General features: G+C 53.4%; 21 protein-coding genes. 10 read left to right on the forward strand and 11 right to left on the reverse strand.

Annotated elements, in window-relative coordinates; translation table 11 throughout:
• The first annotated feature begins 103 nt into the window (after window positions 1-103).
• Complete coding sequence (locus tag B152_RS0112410; RefSeq protein WP_020592753.1) at window positions 104-3,406, forward strand: YhdP family protein; 3,303 nt, start codon at window positions 104-106, stop codon at window positions 3,404-3,406.
• Window positions 3,407-3,522: 116 nt separating this feature from the next.
• Here B152_RS0112410 and tyrS read toward each other — a convergent pair whose 3' ends face one another.
• Entirely contained in the window at window positions 3,523-4,791 is a 1,269-nt protein-coding gene (tyrS, locus tag B152_RS0112420) for a tyrosine--tRNA ligase (protein WP_020592755.1), read from the reverse strand.
• A gap of 379 nt (window positions 4,792-5,170) precedes the next feature.
• Here tyrS and B152_RS0112430 point away from each other — a divergent pair, with 379 nt between their 5' ends.
• Window positions 5,171-6,250, forward strand: coding sequence for an anhydro-N-acetylmuramic acid kinase (locus tag B152_RS0112430; RefSeq protein WP_020592757.1), 1,080 nt, complete (start codon window positions 5,171-5,173; stop codon window positions 6,248-6,250).
• A gap of 61 nt (window positions 6,251-6,311) precedes the next feature.
• Here the strand turns inward: B152_RS0112430 and B152_RS0112435 are convergent, their stop codons facing one another.
• From B152_RS0112435 to B152_RS0112445, 3 genes are all read right to left on the reverse strand, one after another.
• Window positions 6,312-6,872 carry a DinB family protein gene (locus B152_RS0112435; protein WP_020592758.1) on the reverse strand — a complete coding sequence of 187 codons (561 nt, stop codon included), beginning with the start codon at window positions 6,870-6,872 and terminating at the stop codon, window positions 6,312-6,314.
• Between the two features lie 111 nt (window positions 6,873-6,983).
• Window positions 6,984-7,238, reverse strand: a complete 255-nt coding sequence (locus B152_RS0112440) for a ParB N-terminal domain-containing protein (RefSeq protein WP_020592759.1) — start codon at window positions 7,236-7,238, stop codon at window positions 6,984-6,986.
• Between the two features lie 155 nt (window positions 7,239-7,393).
• Complete coding sequence (locus B152_RS0112445) at window positions 7,394-8,044, reverse strand: alpha/beta hydrolase (protein WP_020592760.1); 651 nt, start codon at window positions 8,042-8,044, stop codon at window positions 7,394-7,396.
• 251 nt (window positions 8,045-8,295) lie between these two features.
• Between B152_RS0112445 and cysE the strand changes: the two genes are divergently transcribed.
• The 6 genes from cysE (at window position 8,296) to tenA (ending at window position 13,353) form a co-directional block, all read left to right on the forward strand.
• Entirely contained in the window at window positions 8,296-9,057 is a 762-nt protein-coding gene (gene cysE, locus B152_RS23570; protein ID WP_020592761.1) for a serine O-acetyltransferase, read from the forward strand.
• A gap of 94 nt (window positions 9,058-9,151) precedes the next feature.
• Window positions 9,152-9,622, forward strand: a complete 471-nt coding sequence (locus tag B152_RS0112455; RefSeq protein ID WP_020592762.1) for an Rrf2 family transcriptional regulator — start codon at window positions 9,152-9,154, stop codon at window positions 9,620-9,622.
• A gap of 167 nt (window positions 9,623-9,789) precedes the next feature.
• Window positions 9,790-10,926: a cysteine desulfurase family protein gene (locus B152_RS0112460; protein WP_020592763.1), complete on the forward strand. Its 1,137-nt coding sequence runs from the start codon at window positions 9,790-9,792 to the stop codon at window positions 10,924-10,926.
• A gap of 55 nt (window positions 10,927-10,981) precedes the next feature.
• Window positions 10,982-12,199 (forward strand): aminotransferase class V-fold PLP-dependent enzyme, encoded by a 1,218-nt coding sequence (locus B152_RS0112465; protein WP_020592764.1) that lies wholly within the window; start codon window positions 10,982-10,984, stop codon window positions 12,197-12,199.
• A gap of 105 nt (window positions 12,200-12,304) precedes the next feature.
• Window positions 12,305-12,619 (forward strand): ferredoxin family 2Fe-2S iron-sulfur cluster binding protein, encoded by a 315-nt coding sequence (locus tag B152_RS0112470; RefSeq protein WP_020592765.1) that lies wholly within the window; start codon window positions 12,305-12,307, stop codon window positions 12,617-12,619.
• Window positions 12,620-12,672: 53 nt separating this feature from the next.
• On the forward strand, window positions 12,673-13,353 hold the full coding sequence (gene tenA / locus B152_RS0112475; protein WP_020592766.1) for a thiaminase II: 681 nt from the start codon (window positions 12,673-12,675) through the stop codon (window positions 13,351-13,353).
• Between the two features lie 91 nt (window positions 13,354-13,444).
• Here tenA and B152_RS0112480 read toward each other — a convergent pair whose 3' ends face one another.
• Window positions 13,445-14,704: a cation:proton antiporter gene (locus B152_RS0112480; protein WP_020592767.1), complete on the reverse strand. Its 1,260-nt coding sequence runs from the start codon at window positions 14,702-14,704 to the stop codon at window positions 13,445-13,447.
• Between the two features lie 151 nt (window positions 14,705-14,855).
• Here B152_RS0112480 and B152_RS0112485 point away from each other — a divergent pair, with 151 nt between their 5' ends.
• On the forward strand, window positions 14,856-15,218 hold the full coding sequence (locus B152_RS0112485) for a diacylglycerol kinase (protein ID WP_026261527.1): 363 nt from the start codon (window positions 14,856-14,858) through the stop codon (window positions 15,216-15,218).
• Between the two features lie 8 nt (window positions 15,219-15,226).
• On the opposite strand, the gene B152_RS0112490 is transcribed toward B152_RS0112485, so the two are convergent.
• From B152_RS0112490 to B152_RS0112515, 6 genes are all read right to left on the reverse strand, one after another.
• Window positions 15,227-16,261 (reverse strand): ABC transporter ATP-binding protein, encoded by a 1,035-nt coding sequence (locus B152_RS0112490; protein ID WP_020592769.1) that lies wholly within the window; start codon window positions 16,259-16,261, stop codon window positions 15,227-15,229.
• The gene (locus B152_RS0112495) at window positions 16,258-17,325 is read right to left on the reverse strand and encodes an ABC transporter ATP-binding protein (RefSeq protein ID WP_020592770.1); all 1,068 of its coding nucleotides are present in this window, start codon (window positions 17,323-17,325) and stop codon (window positions 16,258-16,260) included. Before B152_RS0112495 ends, B152_RS0112490 begins: the two co-directional genes overlap by 4 nt.
• Window position 17,326: 1 nt before the next feature.
• Window positions 17,327-18,184 carry an ABC transporter permease gene (locus B152_RS0112500; protein ID WP_020592771.1) on the reverse strand — a complete coding sequence of 286 codons (858 nt, stop codon included), beginning with the start codon at window positions 18,182-18,184 and terminating at the stop codon, window positions 17,327-17,329.
• Window positions 18,181-19,122: an ABC transporter permease gene (locus tag B152_RS0112505; RefSeq protein ID WP_020592772.1), complete on the reverse strand. Its 942-nt coding sequence runs from the start codon at window positions 19,120-19,122 to the stop codon at window positions 18,181-18,183. The genes B152_RS0112500 and B152_RS0112505 overlap by 4 nt, the downstream gene beginning before the upstream one ends.
• Before the next feature lie 167 nt (window positions 19,123-19,289).
• On the reverse strand, window positions 19,290-20,870 hold the full coding sequence (locus B152_RS0112510; RefSeq protein ID WP_020592773.1) for an ABC transporter substrate-binding protein: 1,581 nt from the start codon (window positions 20,868-20,870) through the stop codon (window positions 19,290-19,292).
• A gap of 310 nt (window positions 20,871-21,180) precedes the next feature.
• On the reverse strand, window positions 21,181-21,711 hold the full coding sequence (locus B152_RS0112515) for a DUF2000 domain-containing protein (RefSeq protein ID WP_020592774.1): 531 nt from the start codon (window positions 21,709-21,711) through the stop codon (window positions 21,181-21,183).
• 124 nt (window positions 21,712-21,835) lie between these two features.
• Between B152_RS0112515 and B152_RS0112525 the strand changes: the two genes are divergently transcribed.
• Window positions 21,836-22,726, forward strand: a complete 891-nt coding sequence (locus tag B152_RS0112525; protein WP_020592775.1) for a LysR family transcriptional regulator — start codon at window positions 21,836-21,838, stop codon at window positions 22,724-22,726.
• Window positions 22,727-22,865 lie beyond the last annotated feature (139 nt).

Genomic DNA, 22,865 nt, shown 5'->3' on the forward strand with positions numbered 1-22,865 from the left:
TTGTTTCGAGTACAGTGCAAAGGCTACAGAATTTGGTCAAGGGTTACCGTGAATAAAACAATGCCGTACTCACTTTCTCAAGGCGCGCGGAGCACCGTTTCGTATGATTCGTAAAACATCCCTGTTCTTTCTTGAAGCTCTTGCTGCCCTGCTCGTGCTTTCTGCGGTTATGGTCGGGATACTGATCTGGCGCCTGTCATCCGGCCCGGTAACTCTGGACTTTCTGACTCCTTATGTTGAAGAGGCTTTTGTCGATGAGGAAAAAGGGCTGAGACTGGATGTCGCGACAACCCAGCTGGCCTGGTTGCCGAAAGAGCGGGCTGTGGCGCTTCAGGTTGAACGTGTCCGGATACTGGATGAGACGGACAGGGCGATTGCTGCTATCCCCTTGATGGGGATAGATCTCAATGTCGGGGCGCTGGCGCGTGGGAAAGTTGTCCCGACAGGGGTCAAGATCATTGGTCCCCGGCTTAATTTGGTGCGCGATCTCGACGGTAGAATTGAGATTGGCAGTGATCGCGCCAGTGCGGATACCTCGATAGCCGAGCCGAGGTTCGGTGATGTTCTGCCGGATGCCCTGAAAAATCTGATGGCCGAGCGAACAGAGGGGCACCCTCTGGCCTATCTGGATCAGCTTCAGATTCTCAGAGCCCGCATCCGGGTCCAGGATAAAAAACTGGGGCTGGTTTTTACCGTGCCCAATGCCGATATGACCATCCGCAGGGATAAACTGGGGTTGTCCGGTGAACTGGATTTCCTGGTTGATGTTGCTGAAGAAAAAGCAACGCTGAACGGTGCCTTTGTTTATGACAAGGATCTGCAAATTGTTGACCTGGCGTTCCAGGTGACAGGGATCCGTCCGACGACACTGGCCAAGCTGGATTCAGGTCTGGCCGATCTGTCCGAGGTTGATATTCCTCTGGCGGCTTCGGTCTCGACATCCCTTAATCTTGCAGGGGAGTTTGGGCGCAGCCATTTCGAGATTTCCGGCGGACCAGGCTCTATTGCTCTGGCGAGTTTGTCGGTTCCCAAACTGCCTGTGCAGGGCATGTTCCTCAAAGGAAGCTACAGCAAGGAAAGCCAAAAGCTTGTCGTCGATAATGCGGCGATTAATTTTGGTGAAGAAGGCGTGCCCGGACCCCAGCTCTCTGTCGCCGGAAGCGTGTCGGGGCTGGATAGTGATATGCAGATTTTGGCCGGTGTGCGTGCAGTGGCTGTGCCAGTCGATGATCTCGCACTTTACTGGCCAGAGATCATGGCGACCGATGCACGGGAATGGGTGACCGAGAATATAAAAACCGGCCTGGCGGAAGAAGCTGTGATCAAGGCTGTACTGGAAATTCCCGAAGGAAACTTTGATAACGCGAAGCTGGTCTCACTTGATGGCAGTATGAAATACCGTGACCTTGATGTGCATTACCTGCGCCCGCTGCCACCGGTTCGGCAGGTGTCGGGTACTGCAGATATTCGTGCCGACGGGCTGACACTTTTTGCTGACGGCGGTGTCATTGAGGATATGTCTGTGCTGCCTTCGACCATCACCGTTTCCGGTCTGGATGTGGCCAATGAAAGTATATCAATCCAGACTGCCGTCGAAGGCCCGGTCAGGACAGCTCTGGAAATTCTCAACAGTGAAAATCTGCGACTGGTGGATGAACTGAATATCGACCCACAGGAAACGGCAGGGGATGCTGCTGTTGCGGTTGATTTTGATTTCCTTCTGCTGAAAGACCTCAAGCTTAAAGACATAACCATTGATGTTTCTGCTGCCGTGAAAAACGCCCGGATCGGCAAAATCTATGACGGTCTGGATGTGACAGAAGGGGATCTTAAACTTAAAGTCACCGGCAAGGGGATGGAGGTCACTGGCCCGGTCAAGCTTGCAGCAATTCCTGTAAACATTGCCTGGGATGAAAACTTTGGCAGCAACCCAAAGGTGAGGACAAAGCTGAAAGCCGATTTTGCCTCGATCGACCCCGAGGGGCTGTCCAAGCTTGGGATTCCCGTTACCGATTATCTGGCTGGTCCTGTTTCCCTGTCGCTGGCACTGGAAAATCGTCCGGATGGAAATGGTGTGGTGCAGCTGGCTGCAAACCTGAAGGATGCCAAGCTGAACCTTGAGGGGCTTGCTTTTGAAAAGCCCGAAGGGACAGCCGGAAACTTCAAAGCCGTTGTTATCCTGCAGGATGGTAAAGCAGTGAAGATCAACAGTTTTGACCTTGCCGCCGGGGAGCTGGAGCTGAAGGAGGGGCGGGCGGAACTGAACGATGGCAAGGTACGAGAGGCTTTTGTCCGGCAGTTCCAGCTGGAAAAAACACTGCTCAGTGATGTGGCGGTAATCCTGGATGATGAAAAACCCGAAATTACGATTGGTGGGGGCGTCCTGGATACAACCCGGTTTATTGGTGGTGATAAAGAACCGGAAGTCGCAAAGGCTACTGATACAGTTACTCCTGATCCGGGGATCGAGCAGGTTGTGCCCAGCGTGCCTGTCACAGATCCTTTACAGGAAGAATCGGTCAAGCCGATCAGGGTGACGGCACAGCAGCTTGATGCAATGTACATGGGAGACAAACGGTTTTTCCGCAATGTATCCCTGGTGGTGGACCGGGAAAGTGATGGCCTGAAGCACTTGCAGTTTACCGGGGAAGTGCCTGAAGAGCTCTGGCATGTTCCTGATAGCAAGGTTCTTGACCCGGAAAACAAGGTCAAGCGTACCGCGCGGATTGACTATTTGCCTCTGGAGAGCGGGCGTCAGGGACTTCGGGCTGAATCAAATGATTTTGGTGCAATGCTGCGGGCCCTTGATGTGCTTGATACTGTAGAGGGCGGGAGCCTGACAATTACAGGAGATGCCGAAAGTTACCGCAGTGCTGATCTGCTGTCAGGCAAGCTTGACGTCCAGAAACTCAGACTGGTTAAAGCCCCGGTTCTGGCCAAGATGCTCTCTGTTGCCTCTCTGACCGGACCTGTGACGGCCTTGTCAACGGAAGGCATTGCCTTTGACGAACTGGTTGGTGATTTCACCGTGCAAAATGGGTTGCTGCGCAGCGACCTGATCAAGCTTTATTCTTCTTCCATTGGCCTGACAGCAAAGGGAGAGGTTGATACCAACCGGGATATTGTGGCCGCCAGGGGGACAATTGTTCCGGCTTACACCATCAACCGAATTCTGGGTGGAATTCCGCTTCTGGGAACACTCTTAACCGGGGGCGAAGGCGAAGGCATTGTTGCCTTTAACTATAGCCTGGACGGGACTTTGGAAAACCCGAAAGTTTCGATCAACCCGCTTTCAGGTCTTACTCCTGGTTTCCTGCGCAATATCTTTGGCACTGCGACCCCGACTACTGAAAAAGAGCAGGATGAGGGTGAGACTGTAAAACCGCCAGTAACCCCAGAAAAATAAATATTATACCTGATGAGTAGACAAAAAAAGAAGGCTGCGAAACAAGCAGCCTTCTTTTTTTATAAACTATTTTGTACTGGAAAAGACCTTGTTCAGGCCCGAGAGAGGGCGAGGGCTTAGACAGGTTTAACCAGGATGTGCCGTTTTTTTCCTGCCGAAAGCTTGATCGATCCTTCTGCATTAAGATCTGCAAGGGAAATCGAAATCTGGTCGCTCTTGATCTGGGCATCGTTCAGACGGGCGCCTCCGCCAGCAATCAGTTTGCGTGCTTCGCTGTTGCTGCTGCAGAGCCCGACATCTTTGAAGAGAACAAAGGCGGGCAGGCCTTCTGCCAGTTTGTTTTTCTCAATTTCAAAGCTTGGTAAATCCGCACTCATGCTGCGTTCTTCAAAAGCCTTGCGGGCTGTCTCTGCTGCAGAAAGAGCGGCCTGTTCGCCGTGGCAAAGTCTGGTTGCTTCGGTGGCGAGGATCTTTTTCGCTTCGTTGATCTCAGCCCCTTCGAGCTGTTCAAGGCGGGAGATCTCGTCCTGAGAAAGTTCGGTAAAAAGCCGCAGAAAACGTCCAACATCGGCGTCTTCTGTATTGCGCCAGTACTGCCAGAAATCGAAAGCTGAAAGCCGTTCTTCGTTTAGCCAGACCGCGCCGCCGACAGTCTTGCCCATTTTTACGCCGGAGGAGGTGGTCAGCAGAGGGGAAGTCAGGCCAAAGACTTCATTCTGGTTAATGCGTCGCGTAAGATCCACCCCGTTAACGATGTTGCCCCACTGGTCAGATCCACCCATCTGGAACAGGCAGCTCTGGCGTTTGTTCAGCTCCATGAAATCATAGGCCTGGAGGATCATGTAGTTGAATTCCAGAAACGACAAGGACTGCTCGCGGTCGAGGCGCAGCTTGACGGAATCAAAGCTAAGCATCCGGTTGACCGAGAAATGCACACCGTAATCCCGTAGGAATTCGAGGTAGTTGATGTTATCAAGCCAGTCGGCATTGTTGACCATGACAGCATCGGTTGGTCCGTCACCAAAGGTCAGATACTTGGCAAAGACTTTTTTGATGCCGTCCATGTTGTGCTGGATTTCTTCAACGGTAATCAGCTTGCGGGCTTCATCCTTGAAAGAAGGGTCGCCAACCTTGCTGGTGCCGCCCCCCATGAGAACGATCGGCTTGTGCCCGGTTTTCTGGAGCCAGCGCAACATCATGATCTGAACCAGACTGCCGACATGAAGCGAATCAGCCGTACAGTCAAAGCCGATATAGGCGGCGACAGGGCCATCTGTCATCTTGCTGTCGAGGCTGTCCATGTCCGTACATTGATGGATATAACCGCGCGCACTCAGCTCACGCAGAAAGTCTGAACGGAGGTGGGAAGTCTGGGGCGCAGTCATGGCAATCTCGTCTGGTTCTGGAAAAGGTTTCGGTTACACAAGCGACAGCGATCGAGAGCAAGCCATTGTCCTTGCTGCTGTCACCGTCGCCGCAGGGATTTAGCACAAAGACAGAAAGGAGACAACGAAGCAAAGATTTAAAGCCTGTCAGGAGCTGAGAAACAAAAGTAAAAACGACAGATACATAAAATCTGGGGTGGAAAAATATTTCGTCTTCGGATAAAGCCCCGCCAAAACCGGAGCAAAAAATATCCTGTTGTCCACGGTTGTCCGGGCCGGAAAAATGATCTCGAAATAGCTGGGGGCAGGCTCGGGATTATAGTAGGATGGTCTTGAAATTGCCCGACGATTGGCCCCGAAATACGAGAAAGAGAATTTTATGACGCTTGGTGGTGATGACTGGTTATTGGGGCTGATGAGCGGTACCTCCATGGATGGTATTGACGCTGCACTGATCAAGAGTGACGGATCCCGGGTTCTGGAGCAGGGACCCCGGATAACCTTTCCTTATGATGCATCCCAACGGGCTCTGCTGGAAAGTGTTATGGGGGAGGTCGGGGATTGTCAGGAAGTGGAAACTACCCTCACGCAGTGGCACCATGCTGCTGTTTCCCGGTTGCTGGATCAGGCAGGACTTCGAGCCGCCGATGTCTCCTTGATCGGCTTCCACGGACAGACGACCTTTCATGATCCGAAAAAAGGGATCACCCGGCAGATCGGGGATGGCGCCCTGCTTGCCAGACTCTGCGGGATACCTGTTGTGAATGATTTCCGCTCGGCCGATGTGGCCGCAGGGGGAGAGGGAGCGCCTCTGGCACCGCTTTATCACCGGGCGCTGGCAAAAGATCTGGAAAAACCTTTGATGGTTCTCAATATCGGGGGCGTTTCCAACATCACCTTCCTTGGACAGGATGAAACTGTTCTCGCCTGTGATACCGGGCCCGGTAACGGATTGCTGGATGACTGGATGGTAAAACACTTTGATATGGCGATGGACGAAGGCGGCAGGGTTGGTGCTTCCGGGATACTTGATCCCCTGGTCCTGGCTGGTTTGCTTGATCATGGATATTTTTCCGAGGCTCCCCCCAAGTCGTTGGACCGATATGATTTTTCCCCGGAACTGCTCCAGGCTCTTAATCCGCTGGACGGGGCGGCGACCTTGACGGCCTTCACCGCAGCGGCGGTGGCAAAGGTATTGCCTTTCCTGCCGGAACGCCCCAGCCGGTGTCTCGTGACAGGCGGGGGACGACGCAATCCTTTTATGATGGATCTGCTTACGCGAGAGCTGAATATGCCGGTTGAGCCGGTCGAAGTCGTCGGCTGGGACGGGGATGCGCTCGAGGCCCAGGCCTTTGCCTTTCTTGCCCGGCGCAGCCAACTGGGGTTGCCTTTGTCACTGCCGACAACCACGCGTGTTGCCACGCCTTGTAAAGGGGGCGTATTGCATCCCGTTTCATGACGGGAAAGAAGACCAGATACTTTTTGATACTTGAGTAGTTGTTGAGCTTTTCAGCGAAGACCTAGCCCCAGATCTCTTCTTCACTGAACCCGAGGGCAAGGAAGTCATCTCTGCGGGAGGCTTTTTCACTTTCATCATCAAGAAAAAATTCATCCAGTTGCGGAGGAGAGACACTGGTCCCTGCGAGCATGGCATGAACCTGGCCTCGGTGATGAATCTGATGTTGGAAAAGATGGAGCAGCGTTTTGTCGATCCGTTCATGTTGCAGGCGTTCCCCGTGAACCAGCACCGTTCTCTGGGAAAGCTGTTCAGCAGTAAGCTGTTTGCAAAAAGCGAGAAGCCTGGTGTCTGCGAGCCTCTGTTCCCGATTCAGGTCTGAAAGCAGCTGACAGGAAATTTCCGGATCAAAAGCACTGTGTCCAATGCAACTACCCTCAAGAGCTGAAATATAAAACCTGTCTACGGTGAGAATATGGTTGAGTGTGTGAAGGATTGAAGGGAAAAATCCGGAACGTTTTGCAACAAGTTCTTTCTGATCCAGTTGTTCACAGGCTTTCAGAAGTCGGTAATTGGTCCAGGCATTATTGTAGGCACTGCTGCGATAGGGCTGAATAAGTGGCATATTAAAAACCGCTTTTCGAATTATTTATGGGTCAGAGAGACGAGTGTCTCGAATCCGAAATTCGCCTAGAGAGTAGCCGAATAGAAGGTGGCGAAGTTCAAATCCACCACACTAACGTTGCAGGGCCTGGACCACATAAGCGAAGATGGTTTCATCCCCAAGCTCTTTTCTGGCTTCAAGCCTGTTGATTCCTCTGACCAGAACATACTTGTTTTTGTCTTTGCCCTTGCGCACCTGGATGGGTTCAACTTCGATCTCATCAATAAGATTTTCGGCAAAGCTTTCTATTCTGGCCGGGTCTCGTTCCTTGCGACGGTCTGCGGGGATATAGATTTCATCAATCTTTATAGCAACGGCCTTCAGCACGGTGGATCTCTTTCAATAAAACAAGTTCATCTTTTCCGGGTCACGGGTACATCCGTTATCCTGTGATAAGAGGATACAGATGTCACGATTTTCTAGTGACAAGGCATAAAAAAGGCCGCTTCGTTGCGGCCTTTTTTGAAGTGGTCAGGAGATCACTATTCCACCGGGGCCGTCAGGCGCTGGCTGACATAATCCTGTATATGGCTGTCGATGATTTCCATATGGTTTTCAAAATAGTGTCCAGCACCCTGCTCGATACGATAGTCGATATTGATACCTTTCTGGGCATTGAGTTTGTCAACCAGTTTGGCCGCGGCAGATTCAGGAACCACGTCATCACGGTCACCCTGGATCACCAGCCCCGAAGAAGGACAGGGGGCCAGAAAGCTGAAGTCAAACATGTTGGCGGGCGGGGCAATGGAGACAAAACCATCGATTTCCGGGCGGCGCATCAAAAGCTGCATGCTGATCCAGGCGCCAAAGGAAAAACCGGAAACCCAGCACTGACGGGCATTCGGATTGACACTCTGCAGCCAGTCGAGCGCAGATGCGGCGTCTGAAAGTTCACCTTCGCCATCCGCAAAAGACCCCTGGGATCGACCAACACCACGGAAGTTGAAACGCAGGACAGAGAAGCCCATGGCTTTGAAGGAGTTGAACATCGTATAAACGATTTTATTGTTCATGGTGCCACCGTGCTGCGGGTGAGGGTGCAGCATCAATGCGATCGGTGCATTGGGTGTCTGATTGTGAAAGTAGCGTCCTTCCAGCCGTCCTTCCGGACCATTCAATATAATATCAGGCATGCAGTCGCGGTTTCCCTTTGTTGACTTCCAGGCTTTATTTCACTTCTCGACCCGTCTAGACTTGTGGAGCCGTACCCATACGGGTGGAAGGTTCACGGTCGGAATCCGGGCTTCACTTGACCCCGGCGATCTGGATAATTATATCGCTTGGAAGGAAAAGTGTCATTTTTCACTCTTGTATATAATCCAGCACCCGCTCTGAGCCAAATACCTTTTTGCGAGAAAGTGAAAAGGACAGTAAAGGACGAACAATGTTCGACAGAATAAAAGCAGAGATTGATGCGACAATGGCGCGTGATCCTGCTGCCCGTTCCCGCCTCGAAGTTGTTCTCTGTTATCCGGGTTTTCAGGTTTTGATGTTGCACCGCCTTGCCAATCGGCTCTGGAAAAGAGACTGGCACCTTCTGTCCCGCAGCATATCCCATATTGGGCGGATTGTTACCGGTATCGAAATTCATCCAGGAGCCACGATAGGCAAAGATTTTTTTATCGATCATGGTATGGGGGTGGTTATCGGAGAAACCAGTATTATCGGCGACAATGTGACGCTCTATCACGGCGTGACACTGGGCGGGGTAGCCCCTAGTGTGGATTCTGATGCCCAGCGCGGGGTAAAGCGACACCCGACTCTCGAGTGTGGCGTCATTGTCGGGTCTGGTGCGCAAATTCTGGGGCCGATTACGGTGGCAAGATGTGCCAGAATTGGGGCCAATGCCGTGGTGACCAAGGATGTGCCTCGCTGTGCAACGGTTGTGGGGATTCCGGGGAAGGTGGTGAACCCGAAACCTTCAGTGGTGGATGATCAGCCGTTTGTGGCTTACGGTACACCAACAGGGGATATCCCTGATCCCGTTGCGCGGACCCTGGAAGGCCTGTTGAATGAAGTCCAGTCCTTGCGGCAGCGTCTCAACACGCTGGAAGGGCAGGAGGATTATCAGAAAAACCTGTTGCACAAAAAAAGTGATGCAACGAAAACTGAAGAGCTGGTTAAAGACAAGACCTCTGGCAAGTGAGCGGGAAATTCGACCGTTGCATTTGGATCAGGGGGGGACGATAAAATCCTGGTCGTGTGAACGTCTGATCGAGGAATGTTGGGAGTAAAAGGTTGTGAAACTGAGTACAAAGGGTCGCTATGCCGTTATGGCCATGGTTGATCTGGCGCTTTATGCCAGCAAGCGCCCTGTATCGCTTGCTGAAATAGCCGAGCGGCAGGAGATTTCACTTTCCTATCTTGAACAGCTTTTTGCCAAGCTGCGGCGGAGCAAACTTGTCCGCTCTGTCAGAGGACCCGGCGGTGGTTACATGATGGTCAAGGATGCGGGAAAAACATTGATCTCTGAAATTTTTGATGCGGTTGAAGAGCCGATCAACACCAATGCCTGTGATCCGGAAAGCCCGATGGGATGCCGCAGCGACAAGAGTCGCTGCATCACGCACAATCTCTGGCTTGGTTTATCGAACCATATTTATCGCTATCTCAGCAGTGTTTCTCTGGCAGATGTGATCGATCGCCGGATTGATCCTGCATCGGAAGGGTTCTTCTTTCCGGACCCCAGTGACGGGGTTGCTGCGCAATAGCTTGTAGCTGTTCAATAATTTACTGTCGGTGTCAGAACTGTCTTGCGTGATTTTTGTAGTATCGTGTAACGACTGGCTGGATTTATCATTATCAGAAGCCTGAACCTGTTCACTGAGTTTGCTTTGTGGACCTGTTCTGGGCTCCCCCGTACCAGGGTTATTTGTATATGCGCGGTTCTGTCTATCTTGATTATAATGCCACGGCCCCGGTCAGGCCGGAAGTGATAGAGCTTGTCACCTCTGCCCTGACCAGCACGGGGAACCCTTCTTCAATCCATGAATTTGGCCGTGCAGCCCGACGTCTGGTCGAAGATGCCCGTGCCGAGATCGCAACACTGGTGGGCAGCAAACCTGCCCGCGTGGTTTTTACCAGTGGTGGAACAGAAGCCAACAATCTGGCGATCAGGGGGGCGGGTCGTGAGCGGGTGCTGGTATCCGCGATTGAACATGATTCTGTGCTTCGGGCCCGGGCCAATGTTGTGGAAATTCCGGTAGACAGAGCAGGCCGGATTGATCTGGCTGCGCTTGAAGAATTGTTGGGTGAGGAGGGGAGTGATGTGCTGGTCTCGGTCATGATGGCAAACAACGAGACCGGTGTGATTCAGCCCGTAACAGAAATTGTCGCTCTGGCTCATGCCAAGGGAGCGCGAGTGCATTGTGATGCAGTCCAGGCCGCAGGCAAGCTTGCCATCAACTGTGAAGAACTTGGGGTGGATTATCTGACAGTTTCCTCGCATAAACTTGGCGGCCCCCAGGGGGCTGGTGCGCTGATCCTCGGCAAGGGACTGGAGGTTCTACCCCAGCAGCTCGGGGGCGGGCAGGAACGCCGGCGACGCGGCGGGACAGAGAATGTGGCGGGGATTGCCGGCTTTGGCCTTGCGGCACGCCTGGCTTTGGAGGGGCTTGCGGGGATGCAGGAAAAAGCAGTCTGGCGCGCGGCAATGGAAGCGAGGCTTCTGGCCGCAGCACCGGATGCGCGTATTTTTGGCAGTGATCTGCCCCGCGTTCCCAATACCACGACAATTACGATGCCGGGTGTTCCATCTGATACCCAGTTGATGGTGCTGGATCTGGAAGGCTTTGCCGTTTCCTCGGGTTCGGCCTGTTCGTCGGGGAAAGTACAGGCATCGCATGTTCTTCAGGCTATGGGGGCGGACGAAAAAACAGCGGGTGAAGCCATCCGGATCAGCACCGGCTGGGCCAGTAGGCAGGAAGATCTGGAGCTTTTCACAGAGGCTTGGATTAATCTGTTTAAACGCAAGGGCACGCGTTCAAATATACAGGCGTCCGTCGGAAAGGCTTGAGTTTCTGGAATTGTAACACTGCAAAAAGAGAAGCTCAGAGGCGGGTACAGGCAAAATGGTCACGAACAGTAACAAAGACAGAAAAGCCAACCGGACTGTGCGGCCGATCTATCTGGATTATCAGGCAACCACCCCGACCGATCCAAGAGTGGTCGAGGCGATGCTGCCCTATTTTTATGAAAGCTTTGGTAATCCCCACTCCGTCGATCATGCCTATGGCTGGGAAGCCGAAGAGGTGGTGGATCGCGCGCGACAGGAAATAGCAGGTCTGATCGGGGCCGACCCGCGCGAGGTTGTCTTTACTTCCGGTGCAACTGAATCAAACAATCTGGCCATCAAGGGCGTGGCACATTTTCTGCGCAACAATCCGGCAGGGGGGCAGAAAACCCCCGTGCGAAACCAGATTGTCACGACGGCGATCGAACATAAATGCGTTCTGGAATCCGTTGCCCGGCTTGAGCGGGAAGGTTTTGAGGTTATACGGCTTCCTGTCGGCGTGAATGGGCTGCTTGATCGGGATCTTCTGGCCGAGACTGTAACGGATCAGACGGCGCTGGTGTCGGTCATGGCGGTGAACAACGAAATCGGTGTGATCCAGGACCTGCAGGGCATTGGCGAGATCTGCCGTGCTGCCGGAGCAAAGTTTCACAGTGATGCCGCCCAGGCTGTGGGCAAGATCCCGCTGGATGTGGCGGCGATGAACATCGACCTGATGAGTATTTCCGGCCACAAGATCTATGGCCCCAAAGGTATCGGGGCGCTCTATGTCCGACGGCGCCCCCGGGTTCGTCTTGAGGCCCTGATGGATGGCGGCGGGCAGGAACGCGGCCTGAGGTCAGGGACATTGCCGACACCGCTGTGTGTCGGCCTTGGCAAAGCTTTTGCTCTTGCTGCTGAAGAGATGACCGAGGAAAGCAACCGTCTGGATATTTTGTCTCAACAGTTACTTGCCGGGCTTTCGGCCCAACTTGACGGCGTTCAGATCAATGGTGACCGTCAACAGCGTATTCCGGGAAATCTTAATCTCTCTCTTGCCGGAATTTCTGCCGGGGATCTGATCAGAGAGGTTCCCGGACTGGCCCTGTCCATGGGATCGGCCTGTTCTTCGGCAGAGCTTGAACCATCTTATGTGCTTAAAGCTTTGGGATTAAATGAGGAACGGGCGAATTCTTCCCTCCGTATCGGTCTCGGGCGCTTCACGACGGATGCAGAGGTGGGACAGGCAATTGAATTGCTGGTCGAGGCCGTCGGGCGATTGCGTGCAAAAAACTGACTGACTGGCAAAGAAAAAGCGCTTCACAAGCCGCCCTTTGGCTGCGTATATAGGCGGCAACACCGAACCAGCCGGTTTTTTGCTGTATTTGTCGGGAGATGGCCAATGCCAAAAATGATTTTTGTTGAGCGTGATGGTGCAGAGCGTGAAGTTGATGCGCCTCTGGGATTGTCAGTTCTGGAGATTGCCCAGCGCAATAACGTGGATATCGAAGGGGCCTGTGAAGGCTCGCTCGCCTGTGCCACCTGCCATGTGGTGATTGACCCGTCCTGGTTTGACAAGCTCGAAGCTGTGTCCGAAGACGAGGAAGACATGCTCGATCTTGCTTTTAATCTGACCCAGACTTCCCGTTTGGGCTGTCAGCTGATCATGAGCGAAGAACTTGACGGACTGAAAGTCAAATTGCCGGAAGCAATCTGATCCACTTTTGTCCTCGTCTGTTACGCCCTACCTGCTGAGAAGAATACCCTGCGATGTCCTTCTATGAAGATCTGAAAGCTGCCTGCCCGGATGAATGGGCGTCCTTTGTCTATCATCCCTTTGTCCAGGCGCTGGGTGAAGGTTCCCTGCCCCGGGAATCTTTTCGTCATTACCTGACGCAAGATTATCTTTTTCTGAAACACTTCAGCCGGGCTTATGCGCTGGCCGTGTTCAAAAGTGACACGCTGGAAGATATGCGTCAGGCAGCGGCAACCATGAATGCCTTGCTCAACGAGGAAATGGAGCTTCATGTCGGCTATTGTGCCCAGTGGGGCATCAATCAGGAGGCGCTTGAGGCCGAACCGGAAGCAACGGCGAACCTTGCCTATACCCGCTTTGTAATCGATCAGGGGCTCTCCGGGGATCTTCTCGACCTGTTGGTGGCGTTAACCCCTTGTGTGCTTGGTTATGCTGAAATCGGTTCGCGGCTGTTCGAGGAACATATCGCCGATCTGGAAAACAACCCCTATCGCCCCTGGGTCGAAACCTATTCCGGCAGTGACTATCAACAGGTCGCCGGAAACTCCTATGGCCGACTGGAACGTATTGCCCTGGCTCGTCTGGGAGAGGATTACCGTTCCTCTGGCCGCTGGCAGCAGCTGTGCAAGACCTTTGCCACTGCGACCCGTCTCGAAGCCGGGTTTTGGGAAATGGGCCTGACCAGAAGTAGGTAATCGCTGGCCGCGCAGACAGAGAAGCAAAGCAATGAAAACGAAGTAAGGCAGCCGGGGGCTGCCTTACTTCGTTGCAGGGCAATGCAATGCGTTACTTCACAAAAATCTCGACCACTTTTTTCACTGTCAGCCCCTGAACAATGATGGAAAAAATCACCACGCCATAGGTGATGGCAAGCAGAGGTTCTTTTTCCGGGACGTTGGGCAGGGCAAGCACAAGGGCAACGGAGATACCACCGCGCAGGCCGCCCCAGGTCAGAACCGCAATGGCGCCGGGTGTATATTTTTCCCTGAGACTGAGCAGGCTGATCGGCAGGCCGACTGAAATAAAACGGGCCAGGAGAACCAGGGGAATCATGATCAGGGTGGCCATGATTGTGCCCGATGTTTCGGTGATGGCGAGAATTTCGAAACCGATGATCAGGAACAGGGCTGCATTGAGGATTTCATCCAGCAGGGTCCAGAATTTGTTAACGTGATCGCGGGTTTCCTCGCTCATGGCAAAGTGCATCCCCTTGTTTCCGATCAGCAGGCCTGCAACCACCACGGCAATGGGGCCGGAAAAATGCAGGGCATAGGAAAGGCTGTAGCTGACCATAACCAGGGCCAGGGTGATCAGAACCTCCAGCGAATACTCATCGATGCTTTTCAAGGCGCGATAGGCAATCCAGCCCAGCAGCAGGCCGAGAAAAGCACCGCCGCCTGCTTCGAGAACGAACAACTGGGCGATTTCTGCCGCACCGATATTTTCCCCGCTGCTTGAGGACTGGGTTGCTATGGCAACCAGAATGGTAAAGACCACTACACCAACGCCATCATTAAACAGGCTTTCTCCGGCGATTTTGGCCTTGAGGGATCTGGGAACCGAGACGGTCTTGAGAATGCCGAGTACCGCAACGGGATCAGTCGGGGCGATCAGACTGCCAAAGATCAGGCAGTAGATCAGCGGCAGTTCCAGTCCGATCTGCGGCATCAGGTAAAACATGGCAAAACCGATGACAAAGGTGGAAATCAGAACACCCAGCGTGGCCATCAAAGTGATGGCGTACTTGCGCTGGAGCAGATCATCAATGTCAACATGCAGCGCCCCGGCAAACAGCAGAAAGCTGAGCATGCCTTTCATCAGGGTGTCATGGAAATCAATCTGGGCGAGGGAGATGTGTACGGCTGGCTGAATACCCAGAGACGGAAAAAGCTGATCCACCAGCATGACAATAATCGAGGCGACAAGAGCGATAACCACGAGGCCGATCGAGATCGGCATTTTGAGCCAGCGATGATTGATATACCCAAAAAACGCGGCGAGAGTAATGGTGATAGCGGCAATGTTAAAAAGGGACAGTGTCTGCATTGGGGCGATGAAAATCCGGAAAAACAGGTGGGGAAACCGAGTTCTGGCTTATAGCAGAAGTTTTTCCTGTACAGAAGCTTTGGCTGGACAGGGGGGATTGTTTCCGCCTATCTGGTTTGACCTAACAGATAACAAAAACAGGAACCGGGACATGGCTCTTACAGATTTCGCAGCGGTTGGGCGCGCTTTTCAGGCCAGTTGCAAGGGGCTGTTACATTGTCTTCGGTACGAGCGTGCGGTCCAGCAGGAGGTTATCCTGTTTATCCCGCTTACGCTGGTCGCGGGTTTTCTGGCCGCGAGTGCATGGGACTGGTTGCTGTTAACCGTTCCGCTGATCCTGATCCTGATTGTCGAGGTGCTGAATACCGGGCTTGAGGCCGCAATCGATCGTATCGGCCCAGAACACCATGAACTTTCCGGGCTGGCCAAGGACTGTGGTTCGGCCGCTGTTCTGCTTTCCATGCTGCTGGCCGGGCTGGTTTGGGCTGTTTTCCTGTTCGAGCGCTTTTTTTAGGGGGGCTGTTAATCCTGTGGTGCCTGCTCTCCTGCTTCGGCGAGTGTTGCCATGAGTGATTCTGTGTGGTGACAGGCGATTTCTCCATGTCCTTCCCGTTTTTTTAACAGCGGTTTGTCCTGGCGACAGATTTCTGTGGCGTGCGGGCAACGTCCGTGGAACGCGCAGCCCGGCGGGATGTTCAGCGGGCTTGGCAATTCTCCCTTAAGCGGCGGCATGCTGTTTTTGTGATCGGGATCGATCGAGGGGGCAGCATTGAGCAGCGCCCGGGAATAGGGGTGAACAGGGCTGGAAAAGACATTGTCAGAGTCACCAATCTCGACAATCGAGCCAAGATAGATTACCGCGACCCGATGTGACACATGCCGGACCAGCCGAAGGTCGTGGGCAACAAACAAGATTGTCAAACCCAGATGTTTTTGCAGATCCAGCAGCAGGTTGACCACCTGGGCCTGGACCGAAACATCCAGTGCGGAGACCAGTTCATCCGCGATCAGAACTTCCGGTTCAACACTCAACGCCCGGGCGATGGCAATACGCTGGCGTTGTCCTCCGGAGAACTCATGGGGCAACTTTCCGGCTGCATCCCGGGGGAGAGAGACCAGATCCAGCAATTCGTTGATCCTGTTCTGGATTTCAGCTTCCGGGCGCATTTTGTGAACAGAGAGGGCTTCATGTAAAACCTGCCCGACTGACATGCGGGGGTTGAGGGATGAATAGGGGTCCTGAAACATCATCTGGACACGGCGGTTGTAATCCCGTTGTTCAGCTCTGGTTTTGTTGGATACATTCTGGTTATCAAACAGAATTTCCCCGCCCTGGGGGGGATAGAGCCCGACGAGACAACGGGCCAGTGTTGACTTGCCACAACCGGATTCACCGACGATACCAAGCGTCTCTCCCCGTTCAAGATGAAGATCGATGCCGTTGAGCACCTTGATAAAGCGGGGGGCACGGCGCAACAGCAGATCAACAAGGGGAGGATTTGTCTTGAAGTGATGTGTCAGGTTCCTGACCTGGAGCAGAGGCTGTTTGTCAGTCACTGTGGGGTTCCCGAAAGAAGGTTTTGGGGGTTGAAACAGGCGAGGGAGACCTTTTCACCGCTCTGGAAAAGATCCGGTTTTTCTACTGCGCAACGAGCTGTCGCCACCGGGCAGCGTGGCGCAAAACAGCAACCGGAGGGTCGATTACCCAACCCTGGGGGAATGCCGGGGAGAGAATAGAGTTCGCTGCGCGGGGGCACATTTTCGGGCACAGAACGCAAGAGGCCAATCGAATAGGGGTGTTGGGGATTGCGCAAGATATTCCGAACCGGGCCAACCTCGACTAGCCGCCCGCCATACATAACCGCGATGCGATCACAGGTCTGCGCAGCCACCCCCAGATCGTGGGTTACCATGATGACCGACATACCCATTTCGCGAGAGAGCGCGAGGATGAGATCAAGGATTTGCTGCTGGATTGTAACGTCCAGGGCTGTGGTAGGTTCATCTGCCAGCAGCAGTTCCGGTTCGGAAGCGAGGGCAATGGCGATCATGACACGCTGGCGCATGCCGCCGGAGAACTGGTGCGGGTAGTCCCCCAGACGAGCCGCGGCGGAGGGAATGCCGACCAGATCCAGAAGTTTTATGGCTTTTTTCCTGCGCTCTGCCCGGCCTAGGCCTGTATGGGCCCTGAGGTTTTCCGTAATCTGCAGACCAACACTCAGGAGCGGGTTGAGCGAAGACATCGGCTCCTGAAAGATCATGGCGATTTCCCGGCCCCGAATCTTCTGCAAATCCCTGTTGTTCAGTTTGTTTAGATCCCGGTTTTTCCAGAGAATTTCACCGTTGACGCGTCCATAACGCCTGGTCAGGCCGAGAACAGACCGCAGCGTGATGCTTTTTCCTGAGCCGCTTTCGCCCACAAGACCAAGAATTTCACCGGGTTTTACCGCAAAGGATACCTTGTCAATCGCCAGCAGACCTGACTGGCCGAGACCAAAAGACATGGAAAGATTGCGGACTTCGAGTAACGCGGGGGGATTGGCAATTTCTGGGTTGGTTGCTGCCGTTCTGTTTTGTGTCTGCTCGGCCCCTGTGGCTGGGTCTGATGAATAGTGGCGCATGTTATCCTCTTGGTCTGAGTAGGTCGGCGATACCGTCACCAACCAGCGAGAAGCCAAATCCGGTGATGACAATGGCAATGCCAGGCATCAGGCTGAGCCACCATGCCGTGGTAATAAAGTTCCTGCCTTCGGCAATGAGGACGCCCCATTCAGCTTCTGGCGGTTGGGCACCAAGGCCCAGGTAACCAAGCGAGGACCCAAGCAGGATCGCCAGAGCCATATCGGTCATCCAGTAAACAATTACCGGCGTGATGGCGTTGGGCAGAAGATGCCTGAAGATAATCCGGCTGTCTGAATAGCCCATAACCTTGCCGGCAGAGGCGTAGTCATTGGCCATTTGGGCCATGATTTCAGCCCGCATCAAGCGGGCATAATAAACCCAGCCGACAAGAGTAATGGCGATATACATGTTGATCAGGCCTGGGCCGAGTACCGCGACAACGGCAATAACCAGAACAAGAAAGGGAAAGGTGATGATGGCATCAACGCAGCGCCCGAAAATGATATCGGCAAGCCCGCGGTAATAACCAACCATCGCCCCGACCAGAACGCCGGTTATCAGCGAGAAGATTGTGGCGAGAAGGGCCATCTGCATGTTAACGGAATAGGCCCAGATAACCCGCGATAGTGTATCGCGGCCCAGATTGTCTGTGCCAAAGGGGTGCAGTGCTGTCGGCGGTGACTGCAGGGCGGTGAAATCAAAAACGTTGGGGTCATAGGGGGCAAAAAAGGTCGGAAAAAAAGCCAGTATCAGGGAGGAACCGAGAATGGTCAGGCCAGCGATAAAGCCGGACTGCAGTCCCCGTAGATATTTGTAATGGCTGAAGCGCTTTTTCAGTGAAAGTGAAGCGTTTGTCATGATGGGCGAAGCCTCGGGTCCAGCCAGGACTGGATCATGTCTGTGAGAAGAAAAACAAGCGACACCAGCACGGCAAAAGTCAGGGTCAGTCCCTGGATAAGGGGGTAGTCGCGGGCAAAGATGGCATCAAGCATCAGGCGACCGACACCGGGAACGGCAAAAACCGTTTCAGTCACCAGGGTCCCACTCATGAGATTGCCAATCGACAGGCCAAGAAGTGTCACGGTCGAAACCAGAGCATTGCGCAGCACATGGCGGCGAAGGATCAGTCCTTCTGACAAGCCCTTGGCCCGGGCAAACTGGACATATTCCGCATCAATGACTTCAATGATCGCAGACCGCAGGTTGCGCATGATAATGGCCGAGGTATAGAGAGCCACTGTCAGGGCTGGCAGCAGTAAATGATACATGTGTTGCCAGAAGGTCTGACCATAACCGCCGACCGGAAACCAGCGAAGAAATGCAGCCAGAAAAGTCAGCAGCAGCAGGCCGATATAAAAGACAGGGGTCGAGAGACCCACCTGGAACAGCCCGCGAATGATGATATCCGCCCGCCGGTTTTTGTTCAGCGCAGCTACCGCAGCGAGGGGGCCTGCGATCAGGATGGAAAAGAGCACGGCGTAGAGTGTCAGAAATACTGTGACAGGCAAGCGTTCCAGTATTACGTCTGCAACAGGCGCCTTGAGCAGGATTGATTGTCCGAGGTCCCCCGCGAGGACATTGCGGACAAAATAAAAAAACTGGGTCCAGAGCGGTTCGTTCAGACCAAGGCGCTGCCGCAGGGCTTCGAGCTGGGCTTCCGTTGCCTTGGCATCGGCCATGGCAATCGCCGGATCACCGGGCAACAGCCTGACCAGCAGGAAAATGATGATCATCACCAGAATAAAGGTTGGAATCATCTGTAACAGGCGGGAGAAAAGATAGGTGAGAGAAGACACTGTTTGTCTCGCAGTGCAGATGTCTGCCCCGTCCTGAAGGTATCCGCAAAAGGGATCTTGCTTCGGGAAAGGGCAAACTCCGCCGGGAGTTAGAGGAAAGGATCAGTAACTCTTGAGCTCTGAACGATCGAATGTAGCCCCGTCATTGATGGGTTGCTGGTTACTGGTCACTGGTCTATCCAGGTAGAGGAGAATTCATTACTGCCCAGGGGTGTCTGGATGTATCCCTGCACCCTATTGCCCAGAGCGACGGCAAAAGGTGTCTCGTACATGAAAATCAAGGGTGCTTCTTCGGCATAGAGCGTCTGCATTTTTGCGTATTGCTCAGCCCGTTTTTCCTGATTGATTTCCTTGTTCGAGGCCTCGTAGAGGCTGTTGAATTCGGCGTTGTTCCAGTCTGTACCGACGGCCTTGCGGGTTGGATAGTAGCCAAGCCATCCGGCGACCTGGGCTGGATCATTGACATCATTGACCCAGCCATAGGTGTGGATATCGAATTCGCCCGAACGGTTTTTGGCCCCACGGGTCGCGCCATCTACTTGTTCGACCGAAAGCTTGATCCCGATCTGGGACCACATCTGCTGCAGGGCGGTAAAGATAATGGCGTCATCAGCCGATCCGGCCAGGGTGGTCAGGGAAATTTCTGTTCCTGGCTGGATCCCTGCCTTTGCAGCCAGAGCTTTGGCTTTGTCGAGATCGTATTGGTACAGGGGCTCGGTTCCGGTTGCCAGCTGGGTTGTTGAGGCCATCAGGCCGGAAGTCATTGGTTTGCCAGCACCGTGCAAAATCAGCTGGATCAGGGCTTCCTTGTTGGTGGCATAGTTGAGTGCCTGACGTGCTTCCTTGCTGGCGAGAATATTATTCTCGCCGTTGGCGGTTTTTTCCCGGGTGTTGATCGGGCTATAGATAATCCGGGTCGAAGGGAACAGCTCCATGTTGATGTTTGCATCGTCCTTGAGTTCGGCAACCCGGGCAAAAGGAATGAATTCTGCGGCATCGACTTCGCCTGCCTGCAGTTTCAGAATCCGGGTTGCATCATCAGGGATGACGAGAAAATCGATGGCATCAAGATAAGGCAGGGGCTGACCATCTTCACCCTGGCGCCAGTAGTGCTTGTTGGCGACAAAGTTCATCGAGGCGCCACGTTGATGATCCGTGAGTACAAAGGGGCCTGAACCTACCGGGGATGCTGTGCTCAAGGCCTGGGCTTTTTCCTGGTCTGTAGCGCCAGCTGCGGCATCAAAAGCATCTTTAGATACAATTGCCGTGTTGAAGGTTGCGAGCATCAGGACGATGGTCGGGTCAGGATTTTTCAGGGTAATGGTAATGTCCCGGCCTTCAGCCGTAACATTTTCGACAGAACCGAGAAGGCCTGACCAGGGGCCGAGGTCCGGGTTTCTGGCCCGCTCAAGGGAAAAGATTACATCCTGTGCCTCGATAGCGGTGCCGTCAGAAAACTGAATTCCTTCGCGCAAGGTCATCTTCAATTCAAGCCCATCTTCGGACAAGCTGTAAGAGGAAGCCAGTCCCGGGATGACAGTTTTTCCATCGGCTTCGGTTCGCAACAGGGTGTCATAAAGGTTAGACACCATCCAGATGTCGGGGTTGCGATCGGCATAGATCGGGTCAATCAGGGTTGAGTCATCGTAGCGGGCAAAGGTCAGAGTACCGCCACGCTCGACAGCTTGAACCGGAGTCATGGCTGTGACTGAAAGTGCCGCAACAGCAGCAAACAGTGCATTCTTCATAGACGTCGCCTCCCAGGGCTTCTTGGCTATTTATTTGTTTTGGTTTGGTAAAAAGCAATCTGTGCGGAGTTTTCCGTTCTCATCTTGCTGAATTATTGCATATTGGATATCGTATCCAATATGCAAAGAAGTGTGACGTATTTATAATTACTGTCAATTATAAATTTATGCGGGGAGGTGAATTACAGGTTGAGAGTGTGTGCCGACCAGTGTGAAAAACGGCAGGAACAGGACTTTGGAACGATCTTCACCTTGACCAGATCGGGCAGCAGCAAGATCGGGCAGCAGCAAGATCGGGCTCAGGAGGAAGTTATCGCAGTAAACCCAGATTGCCGGTCAAGCGGGTAACCAATTTTTTGCTGCCCAGCAGGGCGATGCCATAATAGGCAAGTTCCGATGTTCGGGTGGTTGCGAGAACCCGGGCGTATTCATCATAGCTGCGGGTTGAGCTGGTCGCACTGATCACATCCACCACTGTCAGGCCAGATTCAGGCAGATCTGATTCAGGCAGATCTAATTCACTGGCTCTGATTTTTTCGCGCAAGGCCAACAAGGAATCTCTGGTTCCCTTGAGGATGGGAACAGGCAGGGTTGTGATGCCAAGATGAGAGTCTCCTTTCTGATCAAGCAGATCCGGACCAATCATCTCGGGGTGTTGTTTACCCAATGATAGAGCTAAAACGGCTGCGGTATTGGCGATCACACCCAGCGGGAGGTCCTTATCTATGACCAGAACACATTTTCTGTCGACTTCATCCGGGCGGGCGGTTTCACGATTGAGTGAAAGTATTCCGGATGCAGGGGTGTCTTCAGAACGTTTGGGGTTTTCAGGCTGTTCCATGAGAGGCTCTTTCTGTTACTTGTGATTTATACAGCAGATGCGGATTGCCGAAATCAGCCTAGCCTTCATTCTGGAAGTTGATAATATAGAACAGATGTTTCTCACTGTTCTGAAATGATGCCTAATGATTGATGACCTGCGCGCCATTGCGGTTTTTGCAAAAACGGTTGAAACAGGATCGTTTCGGGCCGCAGCAAAGTTGCTGGGCCTCTCGCCCTCTGTGGTTAGCCACCATGTCTCCCAGCTTGAAACCCGTTTGGGAGTGGCTTTGCTTTATCGTTCGACCCGGCGTCTGTCCCTGACCTCTGCAGGAGAGAAAATGTTCGAGGCAAGCCGGGAAATGATGCTGGCAGCTGCAAGCGGGCTGGATGCGGTGGCGGGTGGTGTGGGGGACGCATCGGGCAAACTGACCATTACCATGCCAGCAGGCTTTATCGGAGGGCCTCTGGTTGATGATCTCGCTGCCTTTGCCCTGACCTTTCCCAGGGTTGAGCTGGCAATAAGTTTTAGTGATCACCAGCAAGATCTGATCAGGGAGGGTATTGATCTGGCTATCCGTGCCGGAACGATACAGGACAGCAGTCTGAAATNGAAAAAGCTTTTTGATCTTGGGCGGAAACTGGTGGGGGCAGCGGGGTATTGTGCAGGAAAACCTGTACCGAAACAGCCGTCGGATTTGCAGTCGTGGGATTTTATCGGCCTGCGCATGCGCCCGAATAACAAACATCTGATGGATAACAGCGGCAAACACGAGCGGATTGATTATGTGCCGAGACTTGTCGTTGATGATATCCATGCGGTTTGTCAGCTCACGCTTGCCGGAGTGGGCCTGTCAACGCCTCCGGACTATCTGGTGGAACAGGAATTGAACCAGGGAACTCTGGTCGAGCTATTGCCAGGCTGGCAGGTTGAAAGCCTGCCTGTCTATGCGATCTGGCCCCCAAATGCACCGCGCAGGAGCCTGACATTTCGCTGTATGGCTTTTCTGGAAGAAAGGGTGAAAGAGAGGAACTGATATTGGCAATATTATCAGGGATTAGCCAACACAAGGCCGGTTTTTTCTGTGGTTGAATAGCGATTTTCTGCTTTGGGCTAAGGATCGTATCCTGACGGGAGTAACCTGAGGGGATGTGAAAGCCGCCGAATCTGTAGCG

Source organism: Kiloniella laminariae DSM 19542, from assembly GCF_000374005.1.
Lineage (GTDB): Bacteria > Pseudomonadota > Alphaproteobacteria > Kiloniellales > Kiloniellaceae > Kiloniella > Kiloniella laminariae.